This is a genomic window from Streptomyces sp. NPDC004721, assembly GCF_053601495.1.
Window position 1 is genome coordinate 24,449 of the sequence record NZ_JBSGBZ010000054.1, and the last position, 17,349, is coordinate 41,797.

Annotated in this window: 14 protein-coding genes and 2 pseudogenes; 6 read left to right on the forward strand and 10 right to left on the reverse strand. The window is 70.7% G+C overall.

Going from position 1 to position 17,349, the window contains the following annotated elements; all coding sequences use genetic code 11:
- Positions 1-401: 401 nt before the first annotated feature.
- From ACWEK3_RS33775 to ACWEK3_RS33810, 8 genes are all read right to left on the reverse strand, one after another.
- Entirely contained in the window at positions 402-698 is a 297-nt protein-coding gene (locus ACWEK3_RS33775) for a hypothetical protein (RefSeq protein WP_390878766.1), read from the reverse strand.
- Positions 695-892: a toxin-antitoxin system HicB family antitoxin gene (locus ACWEK3_RS33780; RefSeq protein ID WP_376407062.1), complete on the reverse strand. Its 198-nt coding sequence runs from the start codon at positions 890-892 to the stop codon at positions 695-697. The genes ACWEK3_RS33775 and ACWEK3_RS33780 overlap by 4 nt, the downstream gene beginning before the upstream one ends.
- 155 nt (positions 893-1,047) lie before the next feature.
- Positions 1,048-2,001, reverse strand: a complete 954-nt coding sequence (locus ACWEK3_RS33785; RefSeq protein ID WP_453251407.1) for a PIN domain-containing protein — start codon at positions 1,999-2,001, stop codon at positions 1,048-1,050.
- A 17-nt stretch (positions 2,002-2,018) separates the two neighbouring features.
- Positions 2,019-2,768 (reverse strand): response regulator transcription factor, encoded by a 750-nt coding sequence (locus ACWEK3_RS33790; RefSeq protein ID WP_453251408.1) that lies wholly within the window; start codon positions 2,766-2,768, stop codon positions 2,019-2,021.
- Positions 2,769-2,806: 38 nt separating this feature from the next.
- The gene (locus ACWEK3_RS33795) at positions 2,807-5,530 is read right to left on the reverse strand and encodes an ABC transporter permease (protein ID WP_453251409.1); all 2,724 of its coding nucleotides are present in this window, start codon (positions 5,528-5,530) and stop codon (positions 2,807-2,809) included.
- The gene (locus ACWEK3_RS33800; RefSeq protein WP_453251410.1) at positions 5,527-6,225 is read right to left on the reverse strand and encodes an ABC transporter ATP-binding protein; all 699 of its coding nucleotides are present in this window, start codon (positions 6,223-6,225) and stop codon (positions 5,527-5,529) included. Before ACWEK3_RS33800 ends, ACWEK3_RS33795 begins: the two co-directional genes overlap by 4 nt.
- Entirely contained in the window at positions 6,222-6,926 is a 705-nt protein-coding gene (locus ACWEK3_RS33805) for an ABC transporter ATP-binding protein (protein WP_384089925.1), read from the reverse strand. Before ACWEK3_RS33805 ends, ACWEK3_RS33800 begins: the two co-directional genes overlap by 4 nt.
- A gap of 14 nt (positions 6,927-6,940) precedes the next feature.
- Positions 6,941-7,585 (reverse strand): hypothetical protein, encoded by a 645-nt coding sequence (locus ACWEK3_RS33810; RefSeq protein ID WP_453251411.1) that lies wholly within the window; start codon positions 7,583-7,585, stop codon positions 6,941-6,943.
- A 184-nt stretch (positions 7,586-7,769) separates the two neighbouring features.
- Here ACWEK3_RS33810 and ACWEK3_RS33815 point away from each other — a divergent pair, with 184 nt between their 5' ends.
- The 3 genes and pseudogenes from ACWEK3_RS33815 to ACWEK3_RS33825 all read left to right on the forward strand — a co-directional run bounded on the left by ACWEK3_RS33815 (position 7,770) and on the right by ACWEK3_RS33825 (position 12,967).
- Entirely contained in the window at positions 7,770-9,080 is a 1,311-nt protein-coding gene (locus ACWEK3_RS33815) for a sensor histidine kinase (protein WP_453251412.1), read from the forward strand.
- A 732-nt stretch (positions 9,081-9,812) separates the two neighbouring features.
- A pseudogene (locus ACWEK3_RS33820) lies at positions 9,813-10,521 on the forward strand (aldehyde dehydrogenase family protein); the annotation flags it as partial.
- A 1,309-nt stretch (positions 10,522-11,830) separates the two neighbouring features.
- Positions 11,831-12,967 (forward strand): hypothetical protein, encoded by a 1,137-nt coding sequence (locus ACWEK3_RS33825; protein ID WP_453251413.1) that lies wholly within the window; start codon positions 11,831-11,833, stop codon positions 12,965-12,967.
- A 902-nt stretch (positions 12,968-13,869) separates the two neighbouring features.
- On the opposite strand, the gene ACWEK3_RS33830 is transcribed toward ACWEK3_RS33825, so the two are convergent.
- A complete protein-coding gene (locus ACWEK3_RS33830; protein WP_365437305.1) occupies positions 13,870-14,070 on the reverse strand; it encodes a hypothetical protein in 201 nt (66 codons plus the stop codon).
- A 253-nt stretch (positions 14,071-14,323) separates the two neighbouring features.
- The gene (locus ACWEK3_RS33835) at positions 14,324-14,572 is read right to left on the reverse strand and encodes a Tn3 family transposase (RefSeq protein ID WP_453251414.1); all 249 of its coding nucleotides are present in this window, start codon (positions 14,570-14,572) and stop codon (positions 14,324-14,326) included.
- Between the two features lie 221 nt (positions 14,573-14,793).
- Between ACWEK3_RS33835 and ACWEK3_RS33840 the strand changes: the two are divergent.
- The 3 genes and pseudogenes from ACWEK3_RS33840 to ACWEK3_RS33850 all read left to right on the forward strand — a co-directional run bounded on the left by ACWEK3_RS33840 (position 14,794) and on the right by ACWEK3_RS33850 (position 17,229).
- A pseudogene (locus tag ACWEK3_RS33840) lies at positions 14,794-15,248 on the forward strand (SDR family NAD(P)-dependent oxidoreductase).
- A 494-nt stretch (positions 15,249-15,742) separates the two neighbouring features.
- Complete coding sequence (locus ACWEK3_RS33845) at positions 15,743-16,753, forward strand: aldo/keto reductase (RefSeq protein WP_450546151.1); 1,011 nt, start codon at positions 15,743-15,745, stop codon at positions 16,751-16,753.
- 56 nt (positions 16,754-16,809) lie between these two features.
- Positions 16,810-17,229: an SRPBCC family protein gene (locus ACWEK3_RS33850; protein ID WP_453251415.1), complete on the forward strand. Its 420-nt coding sequence runs from the start codon at positions 16,810-16,812 to the stop codon at positions 17,227-17,229.
- Positions 17,230-17,349 lie beyond the last annotated feature (120 nt).

Here is a 17,349-nt window from a genome sequence, read left to right on the forward strand (position 1 = left end):
CTCAGGGCTCGGTGCACGGTTGGGCGGCCACCTGTCGGTGAATGCACGAAGTTGCCTCCGTTGCCGTTCTTCCTCCGCGATGCGGTCGCCGAGCACGGCTTGATCGACGTACGCGGGCGACGGCGGCGAGGACCAGGCGCTGAAGCTCGACCGGCTCCAGGTCCTGGACCTCCCACTGCTACCGGCTCGTCTCGGAGGGTCTGATCCCGTACACCGCGCCGACGTACCGGCGTCTGTCGGCGCGTCTTGCCCAGGCCCGCCGGGAGGAGTGTTCCCCGATCTGGTCGACCCGTTGCGCGAGGCTCACGTTCCGGCTCGCGCGCTCATCGACAATGACGTCGCAGCAACTCGTGTACAAAGCCACTGCAGGCAGCTCGGCCTGCCGCCCGGCTTTTCGGGGGCTAGAGATCTTGGACGGCGCGCAGGGCCTGGTCCACCCGGGCCATGGCCGCAGCGTCGACGGGGCCGAGGAGTTTCGCTCCCTCGAACCGGTTGACCCGTAGTTGTGTGATGTTGACGGCGACCGCGGTGCAGGGGATCGGATCGCCGATCACCACCGACATGGCCGTGTCGGGATACCGCCCGTTCTCGTGCAGCACGATCACGAGGAGAGCGCCGTAGGACTCTTCCAGGCCGGTCAGGCTGATGATCAGGACGTTGCGGCCATCGGGGAGGGCCCAGATCTCACCGCGCTTCACAGGGTGTCGCCCTCGCCCGCCAGGTCGTCGCCGAGGCCGAGCGCGGCGAGCTGCCGCGCGGCGTCGAGGGTGGCGGAGCGGCGGGCAGCGCGCACGACGTACGCGTTGACGCTCATGCCCGCCTCCGCGGCGGCCGCCCTGATCGAGGGGGCGAGTTCATCGGGGATACGCAGGGTCATAGTGGTGACAGACATGGTTGCAAGAATAGCCACCGGCTCACGGTGGCATAAGAGCCTGATCCGCCCGGACCCGCAGGGTCGGGGTTCGCGCTCACGTGCGCGCCCAGGGCAGCCGAAGCCCCTCGTGGTCGCCGTCGGTCAGCGCCGACGTCGGTGCTGCACCGTGCGGCTCATACGGGCTCGATGAACGGCAGAGCGACGGCAGCCAGCTTGGTCTGCAGGTTGATATCACTGGTCGCGACGTACCACGCGGATCCGGGGTACCGGGACTGCAGTATCAGTGTGGAGGCGACGAAGCGGTCGTCCGGCACGGTCAGGTCGAGCCAGTCGGGCAGCGCGTCGGACTTGGGCTCGATGTACTCGAAGACGGCGTGGACGTCACCGGCGACCTTCACGCCCCGGGTGACGTCGCCGTTGTTACGCAGTCCCTTCGGACGCCGATCGGCCTTCTTCGCCGCCTCGCGCAGCGGCTCTGTCCGGCCGGCGCGCTTGTGGTCGTCGAGCTCGCGCAGCACCACCGGCAGCAGGTGCGCCATGTAGCGGGGGCCGATCTGGCTGGCGTAGATAGCCAGATCGGGATTGTCGATCAGGGCGTTGGTGTCGACCACCAGACGGACCCGCCATGGGTCGGACGGCAGGAGCTCGGTCAGGTCCCGAAGCTGTTGCACCGAGGCCTGCAGCTGCTTTACGGCCTGAGGGATGTGCTGCGGGACGGAGCAGTCGCTCCAGGTGCCTTCGCGGACCAGCCAGCGCTCCAGGTGCTCCAGGCTCTCCTTGAGCTTCTCCGCTGCCTCGGGCGTGGGGTGGGGGAACAGCAGACGAAAGCGCGGCTCCCAGTCCCGCAGCCGGCGCAGCAGGTCCATCCGCCAGCCTTCCAACGCCGGAGTGCTCGGGCCCCAACCCCAATCCGCGACGCCGAGGAAGACGAAGCCGTATCCCGGCTTGTTTGGGTTGACGTACTGGATCTCGGAGTCGTTCAGCACGGCGACATAGTCGGACTCCATCGCCTCAAGCTCCTGAAGGAGGCGCTCTGCGTACGTCGAGGGCAGGGCCCGCTCGTACAGGGACGCGGACCGATTGCGGGTCAGCGGGCGCAGCACCCCGGGGCGCAGTGGGTTCGCCACGCCTCCATCCTGCGGCGTCATGTCTCCAGTCGGTAGCCGTGGCCGCGCAGGGTGGTGATCCGGGGAAGCCGGACCGGTGCCGTCGCGGTGGTCTCGGCTTCGGTGAGGCGGCGGCGCAAGGAGGCCATGGTGACATCGAGGGTCTTGGTGGGGCCGAACCAGTTCTCGTCCCAGACCTGCGCCATCAGTGTCTCCCGACTGACCGCGGTGTCCGCGTGCCGGGCGAGCACCGTGAGGAGGTCGAACTCTTTGGGGCGCAGCGTCAGTTCCTGCTCGCCGAGCAGGCAGCGGCGGGCGGCGGGCTCCACGGTCAGGTCGCCGAGGCGAAGGGGTTGTTCCTGGGGCGAGGCGGCCGGGTGGCGGCGCAGATGGGCGCGGAGCCGAGCCAGCAGGACAGTGAGGCTGAAGGGTTTGACCAGGTAGTCGTCGGCGCCGGCGTCCAGTCCGGCGACGACGTCGATCTCGGTGTCGCGCGCGGTGAGGATGATGATCAGCAGGTTGGGGTAGCGGGTGCGCAGGCGGCGGGCGAGGTCGAGACCGTCGGCGTCGGGCAGGCCGAGGTCGAGCAGGACGACCTCGTACCGTGTCCGCTCGGCCTCGGTCAGTGCGCCCGTCCCGGTCCTGGACCAGGTGGGCGCGTATCCGCCGCCGGTCAGGCCGGTCTCCAGGTGGCGTCCGATGGTGTCGTCGTCCTCGACGATGAGGACGCGGACACGGGCTCGGTCCGAACCGACGTGGCGGTCCGGCGGCGGGGTGGGAGTGCGCATGGCAGGCAGCGTAGGCTGCCTGCCCGGACCACGGGGGGTCACAGTTCGCGCAGTTCCTCGACGACGGGCCGGTGCGAGCGGCGTACGCCGTTGAGGGCGGCGGCTGCCACGGCGGCGAGGGCGACGAGCACGGTGGCCGTCACGTACGCCCAGGGCACGGCGATTGTCTCTGGCGGCGGGTCGAAGACGCCGGTGAGTACCTTGACCAGCATCTGGGACAGTACCCAGCCGCTGAGGGCGCCGCCGGCCAGTCCAGCCGCCGTGAGCACGACCGCCTCGCTGAGGACCAGGCCGCGCAGCTGCTGGCGGGTCGCGCCCAGGACGGTTGCGATGGCGAAGGTGCGGCGCCGTTCGGCGAGTCCCAGGGCGAGGACGATGCCGCCGGCTCCGGCGGCCAGCACGATGGCGTAGGCGAGTTCGATGCGGGTGAGTCCGGACAGGTCCACGGAGGTGAGGCTGGAGCCGACCGTGGAGCGGGTCTGGGTGAGGTCGGTGACCGTGGCTGTGGTGCCCAGGCGCCGGCGCAGGGCGGTAGCCACCTGCTTCTGGTGTGTGCCGCCGGTGTCCACGAGGAAGGCGCCGACGGCGTCGCTGCCGGTGGCCTTGGCGATGTAGGAGGCGTTGGCGACGAAGAAGCTGTCCTTGGGGGCGGTGGGGAACTCCTTGACGATGCCCGCGTAGTGGAAGGGCACGGTGCGCAGTGCCTTGGTGCGGGCGTCCTGGATGCGCAGGCGGACGGTGTCGCCGGGTGAGAGCTGGAAGTCCTTCACGGTTTCGGCGCTGACCAGCAGCGCGTCGGGCCGGTGGGCGAGGGTGGCCATGAGCTGCCTGGCGGTGCCGCCGGAGAAGTAGGCGTCTTGCAGTGAGGTGGCGGTGGTGATGGTCGTGGGCCGTACGCCGTAGAGGTCCTGCAGGTCGGAGCCGACGTAGGCGAACCGGTGCTGGAGCGGTTCGACGTGCCGCGCTCCCGGCACGGCCAGGGAGCTTGCGGCACTGGGGCCGGTGCGCGCTCCGGGCGGTTCGGTGATGGTGACGTCGGCGCCGTTGGTGAGGCGGGCGTCGGCCTCGGCCTGCTGCTTGTAGGTGGCGTTGAAGGTGGCCGTGGACATGGCGAAGGACAGGGCGAGTGCGAGCAGTACGACGGAGCGGGCCAGGGTGCGTCGGCGGCGGGTCATGGTGGCCGCGGTCATGCCTGCCAGGGGGCCGGTGAGCGGCCGGGACAGGCGGACCAGGCCGCGCCGTGGGCGGGCGAGGGCGAGCATGGCCAGGCGCCACAGCAGGAGGGCGCTTCCGGCCCACAGCAGACCCGGGCCGAGGAAGGCCCAGTAGGACACGGAGATGCTGGCCACGCCTTCGGGAGCCAGCACGAGCGCGTACTGGTTGCCGCTGGAGGCGCGGAAGACGAGCAGAGAGGCAGCCAGGAGCAGGAAGTCCAGGCCGCAGCACATCCACCAGGGCGATCGGGTGCGGCGGCCCACCTGCTGCCGGGCCCGGGCCACGGTCACGGCCCGCAGATCCCGAAGCGCGGGTGCGAGGATCGCGATCGCCGCGACGATGACGCCGAGTGCGAGGGCGGCGGCGAACCACACGGCGGCTGAGCCGACGCCTGCCCCGAACGACGCTGTCCCGAAAGCGAGTTGGCCCACCAGGGCGGCGACGCCGATGCCGAGAAGGCCGCCGGCGAGCCCGGTCAGGGTGACCTCGATTCCGGCCAGGGCCGCGATCTGGCGGCTCCGCAGCCCGCGAACGCGCAGCGCGGCCTGTTCGCGCCGCCGCCGCTCGGCGCCCGCCCCGGCCACGGCGGCGGTCAGGGCGGCGGCGAGCACCGCGCCGGGGACGCCGAGGAACAGGAAGAGGATCTGCGCGTACAGGGCGTCCTGCCGGGCGGCGTCGAGCGCGGCGCCTTGATTGTCGCCGACGAGTGCGCCGCCCGAGCCGGCCGCCTCCAGGTGGTGAGCGGCGCCGGTGACGGCGGTGAACGCGGCGGCCGGGTCGGCGGGCAGACGGGCGTCGCGGGCCACGTGGATCTGCGTGGTGAGGGCCGCGGGGTCGGCTGCGGCGACCGGTGCGGTCAGCGTCCTGAACAGTCCGGCGGGCAGCAGGATCACGTTGTCCGGCGGGGCTGCGGGCTGCGACTGGGGCGGCGCGCCGACCTTCTGGAACAGCGAGTCGGCCTGCGGCAGGTCGATCACCCCGGCCACCCGAACCTGGGCCCTCGAGGCTCCGGGCAACGCGATGCTGACTGCGTCACCGGGCGCCACGTGGAGGTTGGACGCGGTCTGCTGGGCCAGCAGCACCCCGGAGGAGGCGCCGGTCAGGTGACGGATCGTCTGCGGGAAGAGTTCCTGGTAGCCGTTGGGCAAGCCGAGCACCACGCCCGGGCCGGTGGTCTGCGTGCTGCCACCGGAGACGGCCTTGAAGCCGTTGCTGCTGGCGAAGCCGACCGGAATCGCGGCCCGCACCCCTGGCATGCTCTGCACGGTGTGCAGGACGGAAGCGGCGTCGGCGCCAGGCTGCACCTGCACCTGCCAGTCCACGGCCACCGAGCGCACCGCCCGCTGTGTCATCGTCGACTTCGAGGCGGTCAGGAAGGAACCGAGCGCCGCCACCAGTGAGACGGCCAGCGCGATTCCGGCGACGGTGGCCAGCAGTCGGCCCGCCCGGCGGCGGACGAGGCCGCCGGTCCAGAAGGCGAGGGTGCCGGACCATGCCGTGGCTGTGGCGAGGCGTGCGGTGACGCGGCGGGACGGGTTGGCGTTCATGACCTCTCCTCGGCCGGGTCGAGCAGGCGTCCTTCGTGCATGTCCCGGTGCACGAACAGGCGTTCGGCGACGGCCGGGTCGTGGGTGGTGATGACGAGCGCGGCGCCGGTCTCTTCGGCCGCCGTCATCAGGACGTCCAGGACGCGCTGACCGGTGGCCCGGTCGAGTTGTCCGGTGGGTTCGTCGGCCAGGATCAGCCGGGGCGCTCGCGCCACGACCCGGGCGACGGCCACGCGCTGGCTCTGCCCGCCGGACAGTTCCTCGGGGAGCCGCTCGGCCAGGTCGGCCGCGCCGACCGTGGCCAGCGCGGCGAGCGCGGTCAGGCGGACGCGCTCCTCGGGAACGCCGGCGAGCACGAGCGGCAGTGCGGTGTTCTCCACGACGTTCAGGGCCGGGATCAGGCTCGGCCCCTGAAATACCAGGCCGATCTCGCGCGGCCCGGCCAGGGCGGGCCAGGAGACCTCGCCGCTGGTGGGTCGTTCGAGCCCGGCCAGCAGGTGCAGCAGGGTCGACTTGCCCGACCCCGAGGGGCCGGTGATCGCGATCCGGTCGCCGGCCTTCACGTGGAAGGTGGTGCCGTGCACCGCCACCACCGCGGTCTCCCCGCGCCCGAAGGTCCGTGCCGCGTCCCGGCACTCGACGAGCACGTCCCCGACACCCGGGTGCGGGAAATCGTCCACAGGGCTGGCGTTCATGACGTCTCGATCCTTCCGTCACGCAGGGCGATCACACGGTCGGCGATCCGCACAGCTTCCGCGCTGTGCGTCACCACCAGGACCCCGCGCCCAGCCTCGGCCCGCTTACGCAGCAGCTCCAGGACGCGCTGCTCGGTGGCGCCGTCGAGTTCGCCGGTCGGCTCGTCGGCCAGCAGCACGTCGGGATCGTTGGCGAGCGCGACGGCCAGACCCGCGCGGGCGAGTTCGCCGCCGGACAGCTCCTGCGGCAGGGCGTGGGCGCGGTGGGCGAGCCCGACCTGCTCGAGCAGGACGGCGATGTCCGCGCCGTGGCTGCCGTCACCGGCCGCCGCGGTCCGGGCCAGCCGGACGTTGTCACGGACACCGAGATGGGGCAAGAGGTTGCCCGACTGGAGCAGGACGCCGATGCGGCTCGCCCGCAGCCGGGCCCGCTCGGCCTCCGGGCGATGGCTGATCCGCACTCCGCCGACGTGCACGTCGCCGCCCGACGGCTCGTCGAGCCCGGCCAGACAGGCCAGCAAGGTGGACTTTCCGGAGCCGGAGGGACCGGTGACGGCGACGGTCTCCCCGCGCCGCACCCGCAGCGAGACCCCGCGCAGGGCCAGCGTCTCCTCCTCACCGGCCCGGTAGAACCGGTACAGCTCATGCGCGTCCAGGACGACGTCCAGGTCGTCGGCCTGCGCGTCGCGCGCGGCGGTCATGGTGTCCATGGCGGTCACCGCCACGTGAAGGAGTCGGTGACGACGCGCCACGGATCCACGTTGTCGGCGTCCACCGGCCCGGACAGGGTCACATCCACCTCGTGGCCCTGGCGGTAGAACGCATACCGCTCGAAGGCGTCGCGCACCACCTTGCCCGTGACCGGGTCGGGAGCCGAGTCGCCCTGGTATGTCAGCAGAACCACCTTGCCGGCGTGGCGGGAGACCACGGAGACCTTGCCCAACGCGAAGTGCGGCACGGTCCGCCGCAGCCGGGGAACCGTCTGCGCGGTGACCGACCCGGTCGTGGGAGCGGAGGCGGCGGAGGCGGCCGACACGGGCGTGACTTCGACGCGGTTCAGCTTGTCGGTGAAGGAAGTGACGGTGCCCTTGCCGGTACGGGCCCAGCCCTCGGGCACCTTGACCGAGAAACCGCCGCGGGTCGGGGCGAAGGCAACGTACGCCTGGTTGTCGGGGATGTCGCCCGCCGGATTGGACTCGGTCGCCGGCGCGGCGGGCGACGACGAGGTCGTACGACCGCCCGTCGACGGATTGCCCGATCCGGCGGAGCTGCTGGAGCCCCCTGATCCACCGCATGCGGTGATCGTGATCGACGCCAGGGCGGCGCCGACGACGGGGAGGACGATGCGTGTTCGGTTCATCGTGATGCTGCCCTTCTGCCAAGACGGGCGCCCGAAGCCGGCACCCGTCAGGTGCCCGCAAGGGACGGTCATGTCCGTGACGCTAGGCAGCGCGTGGTTAAGGATCGGATCTCCGACGGTTAGACGACGGCAAAACCCGCGTCGGGCGTGCGGACGGGCCCCGGCGGGTCCCGATGATGGGGGCATGAGACAGCGTGTGCTCCGTGTCGCCCTGGTCGCCGTCCTGGTGGCCCTCGTCCTGCTGGCGGTGCCGCTGGCGACGGCCATGTGGGCGTACTTCTTCGCCGACGAGCGCAACGAGTTGGAACGCGAAGCGCTTGTCGCCGCCGTCCGGGTGGGCCCGGACTTCGCCGCCGGTGATCCGGTCGAGCTGCCGAAGAGCGGGGAGGTCCGGCTGGGCGTCTACGACACGAGGATGCGGCTGCGTGCGGGCCACGGCCCGGCCCGGGCGGACACGGAAACCCGCCGCGCGGGCGCGGGAACGGTCGTGCGTGGACACGTCGGCGCTGACCTCGTGGCCGCGGTTCCCGTCTCCCAGAACGAGGAGGTCATCGGCATCGTTCGCGCCGCGTCCCCGGCACGCGACGTGTGGGGACGCGTTCTGCTCGGATGGCTCGCCCTCGGAGGCGTGATCCTGATCGCCCTCACCGCCGCAGTCCTGGTCGCCCGCCGCCAGGCCCGCGCCCTGACGGCCCCGCTGGAAGCCCTCTCCCGCCAAGCCCGGGCGGTCACCGAAGGGGATCTCACGGCCCGCGCCGCGCCCTCACCCATCGTCGAGATCGACCAGGTCGCCCGCACCCACAACGCCATGGTCGAGCGGCTGGCCCAGCTACTCCAGCGCGGGCGGGACTTCACCGCGAACGCCTCCCATCAGCTGCGCACCCCGCTGACCGGCCTGCAGCTCGGACTGGAATCCGCTCTGACCGATCCCCACGCGGATCCACGCGCGGCCCTGCAGGAGGCGCTGGAGAGCACCGGCCACCTGCACCACACCATCGACGAAGTACTGCGTCTGGCCGGGGCCGGGCAACCGGCCACGCAGACGCCCGCCGCGGTCCAGCCCCTGAGCGGTGTTCTGGGCTTCGCCGAGCAACGCTGGCACGGTCTGTTCGCCGACACGGGCCGCCGACTCACGGTCGCCGCCGAGCCGGAAACCCAGGATGCTCCCGTACCCGGCCGGACCGTGGGCCAGATTCTCGACGTTCTCCTGGACAACACCCTCCGGCACGGCCGGGGCAGGGCCGAGGTGACCGCCCGGTCCCTGGGCGACACCATCGCGATCGATGTACAGGACGAGGGAAGCATCCGCACCGACCCCGCCGTGCTCTTCGACCGCGGTCACACCACCGGCGCCGGCGCCGGCATCGGACTCGCCCTGGCCAAAGACCTGGCTGAGACTGCGGGCGGCCGACTCGCTCTGGCAGGCACCGACCCGACGACCTTCACCTTGTTGCTGCCTCCCTGTGGGGTGCCAGAAGTAACGCATAGCCTTTGAACAGGCACTTTGCAGCCCCGCTCGAGCATGGCAGGGTCGGGCTGCACGACGTTGCGCGTGCTCCACCGGGTCTTCCCTGATGCTTCTCGGACTGCTCCTGCTGTTGACGCGGTCGGAGGAGGCCAACAACGTCGAACTGCTCGCGCTGCGTCACGAGGTCGCGGTGCTACGCCGCCAACTCGGCGTCCGGCCACGCCTTGCCTGGCCGGACCGCGCCGTGCTCGCCTCTGGCCCGATACCTACCGGGCAGGCTGCGCCTGCACCGTCTGGTCAGCCCCGGCACCCTCCTGGCCTGGCACCGACGTCTGCTGCACTGGAAGTAGGAGCAGAAACCCGCGCGCACCGGCCGACCGCCGATCCCCGAGGAGCTCACCGCCCTGATCCTGCGCCTGGCCAGAGAGAACCCCGCGTGGGGCTCGACCCGCATCCAGGACGAGCTGCGCCGCCTCGGCCCACCGCGTGGGCGCCTCGATGATCCGCCGCACCTTGCGCAGCGCCGGCCTCGGTCCCGCACCCAGACGCGGCCCCAGCACGGGGCCCACATGGCGCGAGTTCCTCCGCGTCCAGCCCTCCGGACTACTGACCGCGGGCTTCTTCCACGTCGGCACCGTGATCTTGAAGCGGCTGTACGTGTTCGCGGTCATGGAAGTCGGCACCCGCACCGTGCACATCCTCGGCGTCACGGCCCATCCCACTGCGACCTGGGCCACCCAGCTCGCCAGAAACCTCATCGCCGACCTCGACCTGGCCGCCGACGCAGCGGTCACCGCCGGGTTCGGTTTCCGCCGGCGAACGCTGCATGGCGATCAGCGCCCTGGTGGCCGTCGGCGGCATCGCCGACGAGCTGGTGGACAAGATCGCCAAGCGCACCGTCTCCATCAAGACCGGCGACGGCACGAAGAACTGCGACATGGGCCCCTTGGTCACCAGGGCCCACCGCGACAAGGTCGCCTCCTACATCGACGCCGGCGAGGCCGCCGGAGCGACCATCGTCGTCGACGGACGCCAAGTCGCAGCCGACGGCGGGCCGGACGGCTTCTGGCTGGGCCCCACCCTGATCGACGACGTGACCACCGACATGAGCATGTACACCGACGAGATCTTCGGCCCCGTGCTGTCGGTCGTACGCGTGGACAACTACGACGGCCCGCTCGATCTGATCAATGCCAACCCGTACGGCAACGGCACGGCCATCTTCACCAACGACGGCGGCGCGGCACGACGCTTCCAGAACGAGGTGGAGGTCGGCATGGTCGGCATCAATGTGCCGATTCCGGTACCGATGGCCTACTACTCCTTCGGCGGCTGGAAGAACCCCCTCTTCGGCGACACCCACGCTCACGGCACCGAGGGCGTGCACTTCTTCACCCGCGGCAAGGTCGTCACTACCCGCTGGCTCGACCCCAGCCACGGCGGCCTCGAACTCGGATTCCCTCAGAACGTCTGGATCACTGAGAAACTCGGTTCTGGCCACGCGTGTGCTGACGCGGGGCCAGACGCCTGTGCATACAGGAGAAACGGGTCGGGAGAACGTCGGCAAGGACCTGTGGGAGTCCCGCCAGGGAGTTGATCCCGGCGGACACGACCCGGCACTGGTCGTCCTGGCCGTCCCGCTGGAGTGTGACCTCGCGCTTATCACAGGTGCCGTACTGGGTGATCCAGTGCGGAAACTTCGCCCGGGAGTAGCCAGGAACGTCGTCCTCGTCGGCCACGACCAGGTCCCCGAGCAGCTCACGGGCCTCGACCGCGTCCGGCGGTTCGGGGAGTTCACGGAGGGACAGTGGCTGACCGGGGAGGGCCTGACGGGCGTGTGGGGACGGCCACGGTGGCGGTGGCGGGTGCGACGGGCAGCGCGAGCCCGGCGACCAACGCGTGGCAGCCCCCACCGAGCTTGGGTCACCGCCGGCGTTTCGCCGAACGGGCACTTGTCTATCGCGCTGGATCGGGCGACGGCGAGCGCGGCCGTTCCGCCCGGTGGACGCTGCCACGTACCGCAGGCCGCCCAACGGAGAATCGTGCGGCTCTGCGGGAACTCCCACGGGGCAGCCGGCGTCTCCAGTGATCATGAGGAAAAGTGTTGAAGCACTGAGTGGTACGGGGGTGGCCCTGGCCGGTGGATTCGTCGGGCTGCTGGGATGGGCCGCGGATGCCGAACTCCGGGCGCGTGCCGGATTCAAAGCAGGGCCGGACTGGGGTGTGCTGTACGCGGAGCTTCCTCTGACCGTTCTCGTCGGAGTGGTAGCCGCTCTGTCAGCGTGGTTGCTGCCCCGACGGTGGATGATCGGGCCCTCCGTTGTCGGGTACGCAAGCCGGGTCACGCTCGTTGCCATAGTGCTGGCCGGATTCTGGCTGGCCGTCCAAGGCTGGTACGCAGGACTACCCGAGCCAGTGCCGGACCACAAGCCCTAGTGTGATGCCGTTCATGGCTGCTCCCCGTAAGTACTCTGACGAACTGCGCGAGCGCGCGACGCGCTTGGCGGTCGAGGCGCGTAAGGGGCGGTGACGTAGTTGCCGCCGGGCTGCTCCTTGAGCGCCCGGATCTGGCCAGCGATGTCGTCGTCGCCGCTGATCAGGCGACGGTTGTACCACTCCCCGACGCTGGTAAGGCGGCGTATCCGGGTGACTGGCTCACCAGGCGATCTTCGACAACCTTCCGCAGGATGGGTTCCGGTTGCCCGGCCGGAGCGAAGGACGGCGGGTGCTCTTCGTCGTGCGCGGCGGCCATACCGCCCGGAGCTCAGGAGCAGAACATGGCAGCGAAGACGGATGTGCTGATACCGGCACTGGAAGACGCCCGTGACGCCCATGCCGCGGTCGTCGACCGGTTTTGGACGGGTGCGACCCTCACCCCGCCGGGCACCGACCGGCAACGGCTCGAAAGTCAGGCGAGCGAGGCGCAGTACTACCTCGGGCGCATCGACGCCCGGATGCGCGAAATGCGCCCGCCCCGTGGGCCGCTGTCGGCCGCCGGGCAGCTGATGCGGATGGTGACCCGCGGCGCCGTGCGGGTGAGCGTACTTCCGCTTCAGGTGGGGGTGTCGGCCGTGACGGAGATCGTGCGCGGTAAGAGGCCGGCCGATGAGCGCCGGCTGCTGAGGGCCGCCGAGGACGAGTACACGGCCGCAGCCCGGGCGCTGGCGACCTGCCAGGCAGGCAAGGACATCGCCGAACGGCTCAACGACCAGGAGACCGCCGAGCTGCTTGCCATTCTCGGGCGGCAGGGTGAAGTGCTGCTGGAGACCGGCGAGGAGAACCTCGCCCGACGGGCCAGGGCTGTGGCGGCGGCGGCCGAAGGTCCCCGCCCGCCGCGGGGAGAAGCTGTCGAAGGCGGCAGCCGGCTGCAGGCGATCACGCGCCAGGTGCGGGCGGCCACGGCCCGGCTGCGGGCGCTGCCCCAACGGGTCACCGGACGCATGAGGGGCCCGGGCGGGGGAGCCTGGCGGGAGATGACCGCCGCCACCCGTGTGGCCGAGAAGGTGCAGGGCGCGATGGCCCGCGAGGAGGCCCTGCCCGTCCCCGGCTTCAGCCGGCTCGGCGTCACGGAGATCCAGCAGCGCCTGCGCGGCCTGTCCCAGACGGAATTGACGGTGATCGAGGGCTACGAACGCGCACACGCCGGCCGCTCCGGGGTACTGAACACCATCCGGCACCTCCGCCAAGCCGAGCCCTGGGCCGGCTACGACGCGATAGACCCCGAACGCATCAAGATGCACCTGCACGACGTGCCCGACGACGTCGTCCGGCAGGTGCTGGAGTACGAGCGGCACCATCGCCAGCGCGACACGTTGATCAACGCGGCCGAGGCCGTACTCCAGACGACGCCCGAAGCCACCCACAGAACGGAAGCGGACGCCCTGCGCGCGGTCACCCGCGACGAGGAGCCGTGAGCCGACTACAACGCCATGAACCCGGACGAGAGCGCTACTACGCCCACCGCCCCTGTCGCCTCCCGCTGTGCCCCTGCGCCGGCTCGCCCGGCACGGAGCGCGGAGGCCCCGCCGACGCGCAACGAGACACCGAGGCGCCCGGTCCCCCGCCGCGCCGACCGCCAGCCCTGCCCGCCCCACTTCCCTTTTCCCTGTTCTGAGGTCGGCTGCGACATAGGGGGATGTCGGGCTTCCGACCACAGCCAGGCAGGAGTGGGTACCTGCTGATACGCCATCCCGGGCGCGGTCACGCGCGGACAGTTGTCGGCGCGGATGTCGGCCTGGTCCAGGGCGGTGTTGTCGCACCGTGACCGTGGTCGGGTCTTGATGGTCGGTGGTGTGGTCGGGGGCGTCGGCTCGTCTGGCTCCTACGTGCAGCGCCGGGCAGGCCGGTGCCGCACCGTATGGGAGGAGCGGGCCGGCGATGACAGACGTGGACGCGGGCAACGGCGACCGGACAGCGCTGGCCGTGCTGACCCAGTACCGGATGGACCACCGAGCAGATGCACCTCATCCTCAACCCCGATGTGCGGATTGAGCAGACCCGGCGCCGGCTGGCCAAGCTGCGCGCCTAGGGTCTGATCGATCGGATCACCTCCGCAGGCCGGACGGACAAGGGTGTGGTTTCCCACCCAGTACGGCAACGCACCCGCCGTGGCAGCGGTCACGCATCAGCGAAGGGGCAGGCCCGGCATCCGCAGCCCCAGCCAGCCGAGAGCCGGCACGCTACGGCCAGCTGGCTGGCATCTGCCCCGTCCGCTCGTCGACCAGCGTGATCCTGACGCCGTACAGATGGCCATACGCGCCGACCAAAGCCGGACAGACTCGGCACATGGAGCCTCAGCCCGCCGAGCACTGACCCGCTACGGCCAGCTGGCCAGCGTCTGGCCCGTCTCCTCGTCGACCAGCGTGATCTTCGCGCCGTGCAGATTGCCGTACTCACCGACCCAACCGGAGAACTTCCAACGCGCCGTCGCCTCACTGGCCCACCAGCCCTGCAGCACGATCCGAACGCCGACAGTCAGGGTGAGGTAGTAGCGCTGTGGCTCATCGCTGAGTCTCATCGCACCAACCCTCCTGATCGGTGTAGACCCGCAGCGGCGAATTCGGTCAGCACCTCCCCCAGGTCGGCCAGGATCCCCTCCAGGGTCATCGACATGCCGGAGGACGGCCACCACACGGCGAGGGTGATCGCGGCACCTGCCCACCCAGCAGCGACCGCGGCCAGGGTCGATGACCCGGTGGTCAGGCAGGGCGCACCGCAGACCGAGCACGGCCCACTGCTCGCCGCCTCACCGCTCGTGGCCGCACCCGGCATCACGCGGCCTGGTCCAAGCCGACGACGTTCAGATCCCCTTCGCGCAGCAGGGTGAAGTCGACGTCGAGCTTCGGGTCGTACGCGTCGGGTTCGATGCCGAGTTCGTGCGTGCTGTACTCGCCGAACCGTTTGATGTACTCGGTCAGGCACGGCGAGATATGGGCCAGGTCCTCAGGATCGATCTCCCATCCCTCTTCCAGCAGCTGGCGGACGCTCTCGGAGATGTCCAGGGCATTGTGGAAGATCACCGCTTCTCTGAACTACGACACGGCTCAATGCGGCCGACGTCGGTACCGCCGAAGGGACGGCCGACCTGATCCGGCAACTGCCCGACGCGGCCGAACATCCGCAGCAGGTCGTAGGCGCGGACCTGGTTCGTGATGAGCGATCCGGCGACACGGAGATCTTCGAAACCAGGCCCGTGTTCGAGATCCCCGACGCGGACTGGCTGCGCCTCCACGAGGTCAACGTGCTCTCCGGCGTGCGCCTGGCACGTCACTACACGCCACGGATGGCCCGGCGCGGGTGGGGCCGCGTGATCTTCGTCAGCAGCGAGGCCGGCGTCCAGACGCCGACGGACATGGTCCACTACGGGATGACCAAGACGGCGCAGCTGGCCGTGTCCCGCGGCATGGCCCACGAGGTCGCCGGCACCGGGTCACGGTGAACTGCGTGCTGCCCGGACCGACGATGAGCGACGGCGTGCTGGCCATGTTCGACGAGCTCTACCCCGGCCTCGACTCCGGCGAGCAGGAGCAGCGCTACCTGGCCGAGAACCGCACGGCCGCTTCCCTGCTCAAACGCCTGATCCGCCCCCACGAGGTGGCCAGCATGATCACTTACGTAGCGTCGGAGCAGGCCGCGGCAACCACGGGCAGGGCGCTCGGCGTCGACGGCGGTCTCGTCCCCACGATCCTTCCCTGAGGCGGGCGCTCGGCATGGAGCCGATACCCGTGCCGGACGGCTCGCACCCGACGCGTCCGCGGAGGTACCGGCCGGGAGCCCCGGCGACTCGCGCAGCGTCCCCCGCGGGATGCGGTACACCGTCGTGTCGGCGCGGGCAGGCGGCCATCGTGCGGACGCCTTCGGCTTGCGAGCCCCGGCGGATCGCAGTGGGGTTCACGCTGAGGAAGGCCCGTGCCTCATAGGCCGGCGCCCGAGCCCGGATCGACCGGTCGGCGTGTGTGTGGCAGCCAACACTTGCATTACCTAGCGTCTGCAATTATTGTTCTTACCTGTAAAGCGCTCCTGCATTCATATGCATCCTGCGCCCGGCTCTGACGAGACGCCGCCGTGCAACCACTGCCACAGCTCCGTCGGCAGAGTCGCCAACCGCAGAGGCATCCGTCCAATAATGCCTCACCCCCGTGCCGGGGATGCCCTCACACCCCGGCACCACTGATCGAAAAGACGCTGTCATGTCCCTTAAGGAAATCCTTCCCGGCCGTCTAGGCTTCGGCACCGCCCCGCTCGGCAACATGTTCCGCGCGATCCCCGACGAGGAGGCCGCCGCCACCGTCGAGGCCGCCTGGGACCAGGGCATCCGCTACTACGACACCGCCCCCTTCTACGGCGCCGGCCTCTCGGAGTCCCGCCTGGGCGAGGTCCTGTCCACCAAGCCCCGCGACGCCTACGTCCTGTCCACCAAGGTCGGCCGCGTCATCCTCGACGAGCTGGAGGAAGGTGCCCGCGACCTCGGCGAGAAGGGCGGCCTGTTCGAGCACGGCAACCCCAACAAGATGCTCCACGTGTGGACCGCCGAAGCGACCGAGCGCTCCATCGAGGACAGCCTCAAGCGCCTCGGCGTCGACCGGCTCGACATCGTCTGGGTCCACGACATCGCTCAGGACTTCCACGGCGACCTGTGGCTGCAGAAGTTCGAGGAGGCCCGCACCGGAGCCTTCCGCGTTCTGTCCCGGCTGCGCGACGAGGGCGTCATCAAGGCCTGGGGTCTGGGTGTCAACCGCACCGAGCCCATCGAGCTCACCCTCGCCCTCGACGAGCCGCAGCCCGACGGCTTCCTCCTCGCTGGCCGCTACACCCTCCTCGACCACGGGCACGCCCTCCAGCGGCTGCTGCCGATGGCCCAGGAGCAGAACGTCGACATGGTCGTCGGCGGCCCCTACAGCTCCGGCGTCCTCGCCGGCGGCACCCACTTCGAGTACCAGCAGGCCCCGCCGGAGATCGTCGAGAAGGTTTCCCGCCTGAAGGCCCTGGCCGCCAAGCACGGCGTCTCCATCAAGGCCGCCGCCCTCCAGTTCTCGCTCGCCCACCCGGTTGCCGCCGCGGTCGTCCCCGGCGCCACCCGCCCCAGCCGGATCGCCGAGGACGTCGCCGCCCTGAACGAGACCGTCCCGGCCGCGTTCTGGACCGACCTGCGCGCCGCCGGCCTGGTCAGCCCGGCCGCCCCGCTGCCCAACGGCGCCTGACCCCCAACCCCCTCCCCGAAACCCTCGCCCCAGCACCAGGATCCAGGAGAAAGATCATGGCCTCCACCTCCGTCAGCCGCATAGTGCCCGCCTCCCCCGACAAGGTCTGGAGCCTCATCGGCGGCTTCGACGCCCTGCCCGACTGGCTCCCCTACATCCCCGAGAGCACCGCACTCGAAGGCGGCCGGGTCCGCCGGCTGAAGAACCCCGAGGGCGAGGTCATCATCGAGCGCCTCGTGGACTTCAACGAGACCGAACGGCACTACAGCTACGCCATCCTCCAGGCCCCGTTCCCCGTCAACGGCTACGTCTCCACCATCCGGGTCCACACGATTCCCGGCCGGGACGACATCGCCGAGGTCCAGTGGTCCGGACGCTTCAACCCCGACGACGCCGGCGAGGACGAAGTCGTCGACCTCTTCACCGGCATCTACCGCGACGGCCTCGACGCCCTCCACAAGACCCTCGCGGCCTGACCCCCGGCCCCGCCCGCCGCGGGACCTCATCGCGCAGCCCGGGTACACGCCCCGCGTACCCGGGCTGCGGTGTGCCCGGCATGCCTTCCACACCAAGCACGGTATCGCCGCCGAGGCCTG

What these genes read in the sequence shown, in the direction of transcription:
- ACWEK3_RS33780 (WP_376407062.1), bottom strand. Translation starts at nt 892, where the DNA reads ATGTCTGTCACCACTATGACCCTGCGTATCCCCGATGAACTCGCCCCC.
- ACWEK3_RS33790 (WP_453251408.1), bottom strand. Translation starts at nt 2,768, where the DNA reads ATGCGCACTCCCACCCCGCCGCCGGACCGCCACGTCGGTTCGGACCGA.
- ACWEK3_RS33795 (WP_453251409.1), bottom strand. Translation starts at nt 5,530, where the DNA reads ATGAACGCCAACCCGTCCCGCCGCGTCACCGCACGCCTCGCCACAGCC.
- ACWEK3_RS33800 (WP_453251410.1), bottom strand. Translation starts at nt 6,225, where the DNA reads ATGAACGCCAGCCCTGTGGACGATTTCCCGCACCCGGGTGTCGGGGAC.
- ACWEK3_RS33805 (WP_384089925.1), bottom strand. Translation starts at nt 6,926, where the DNA reads ATGACCGCCGCGCGCGACGCGCAGGCCGACGACCTGGACGTCGTCCTG.
- ACWEK3_RS33810 (WP_453251411.1), bottom strand. Translation starts at nt 7,585, where the DNA reads ATGAACCGAACACGCATCGTCCTCCCCGTCGTCGGCGCCGCCCTGGCG.
- ACWEK3_RS33815 (WP_453251412.1), top strand. Translation starts at nt 7,770, where the DNA reads ATGAGACAGCGTGTGCTCCGTGTCGCCCTGGTCGCCGTCCTGGTGGCC.
- ACWEK3_RS33825 (WP_453251413.1), top strand. Translation starts at nt 11,831, where the DNA reads ATGGCAGCGAAGACGGATGTGCTGATACCGGCACTGGAAGACGCCCGT.
- ACWEK3_RS33830 (WP_365437305.1), bottom strand. Translation starts at nt 14,070, where the DNA reads ATGAGACTCAGCGATGAGCCACAGCGCTACTACCTCACCCTGACTGTC.
- ACWEK3_RS33845 (WP_450546151.1), top strand. Translation starts at nt 15,743, where the DNA reads ATGTCCCTTAAGGAAATCCTTCCCGGCCGTCTAGGCTTCGGCACCGCC.
- ACWEK3_RS33850 (WP_453251415.1), top strand. Translation starts at nt 16,810, where the DNA reads ATGGCCTCCACCTCCGTCAGCCGCATAGTGCCCGCCTCCCCCGACAAG.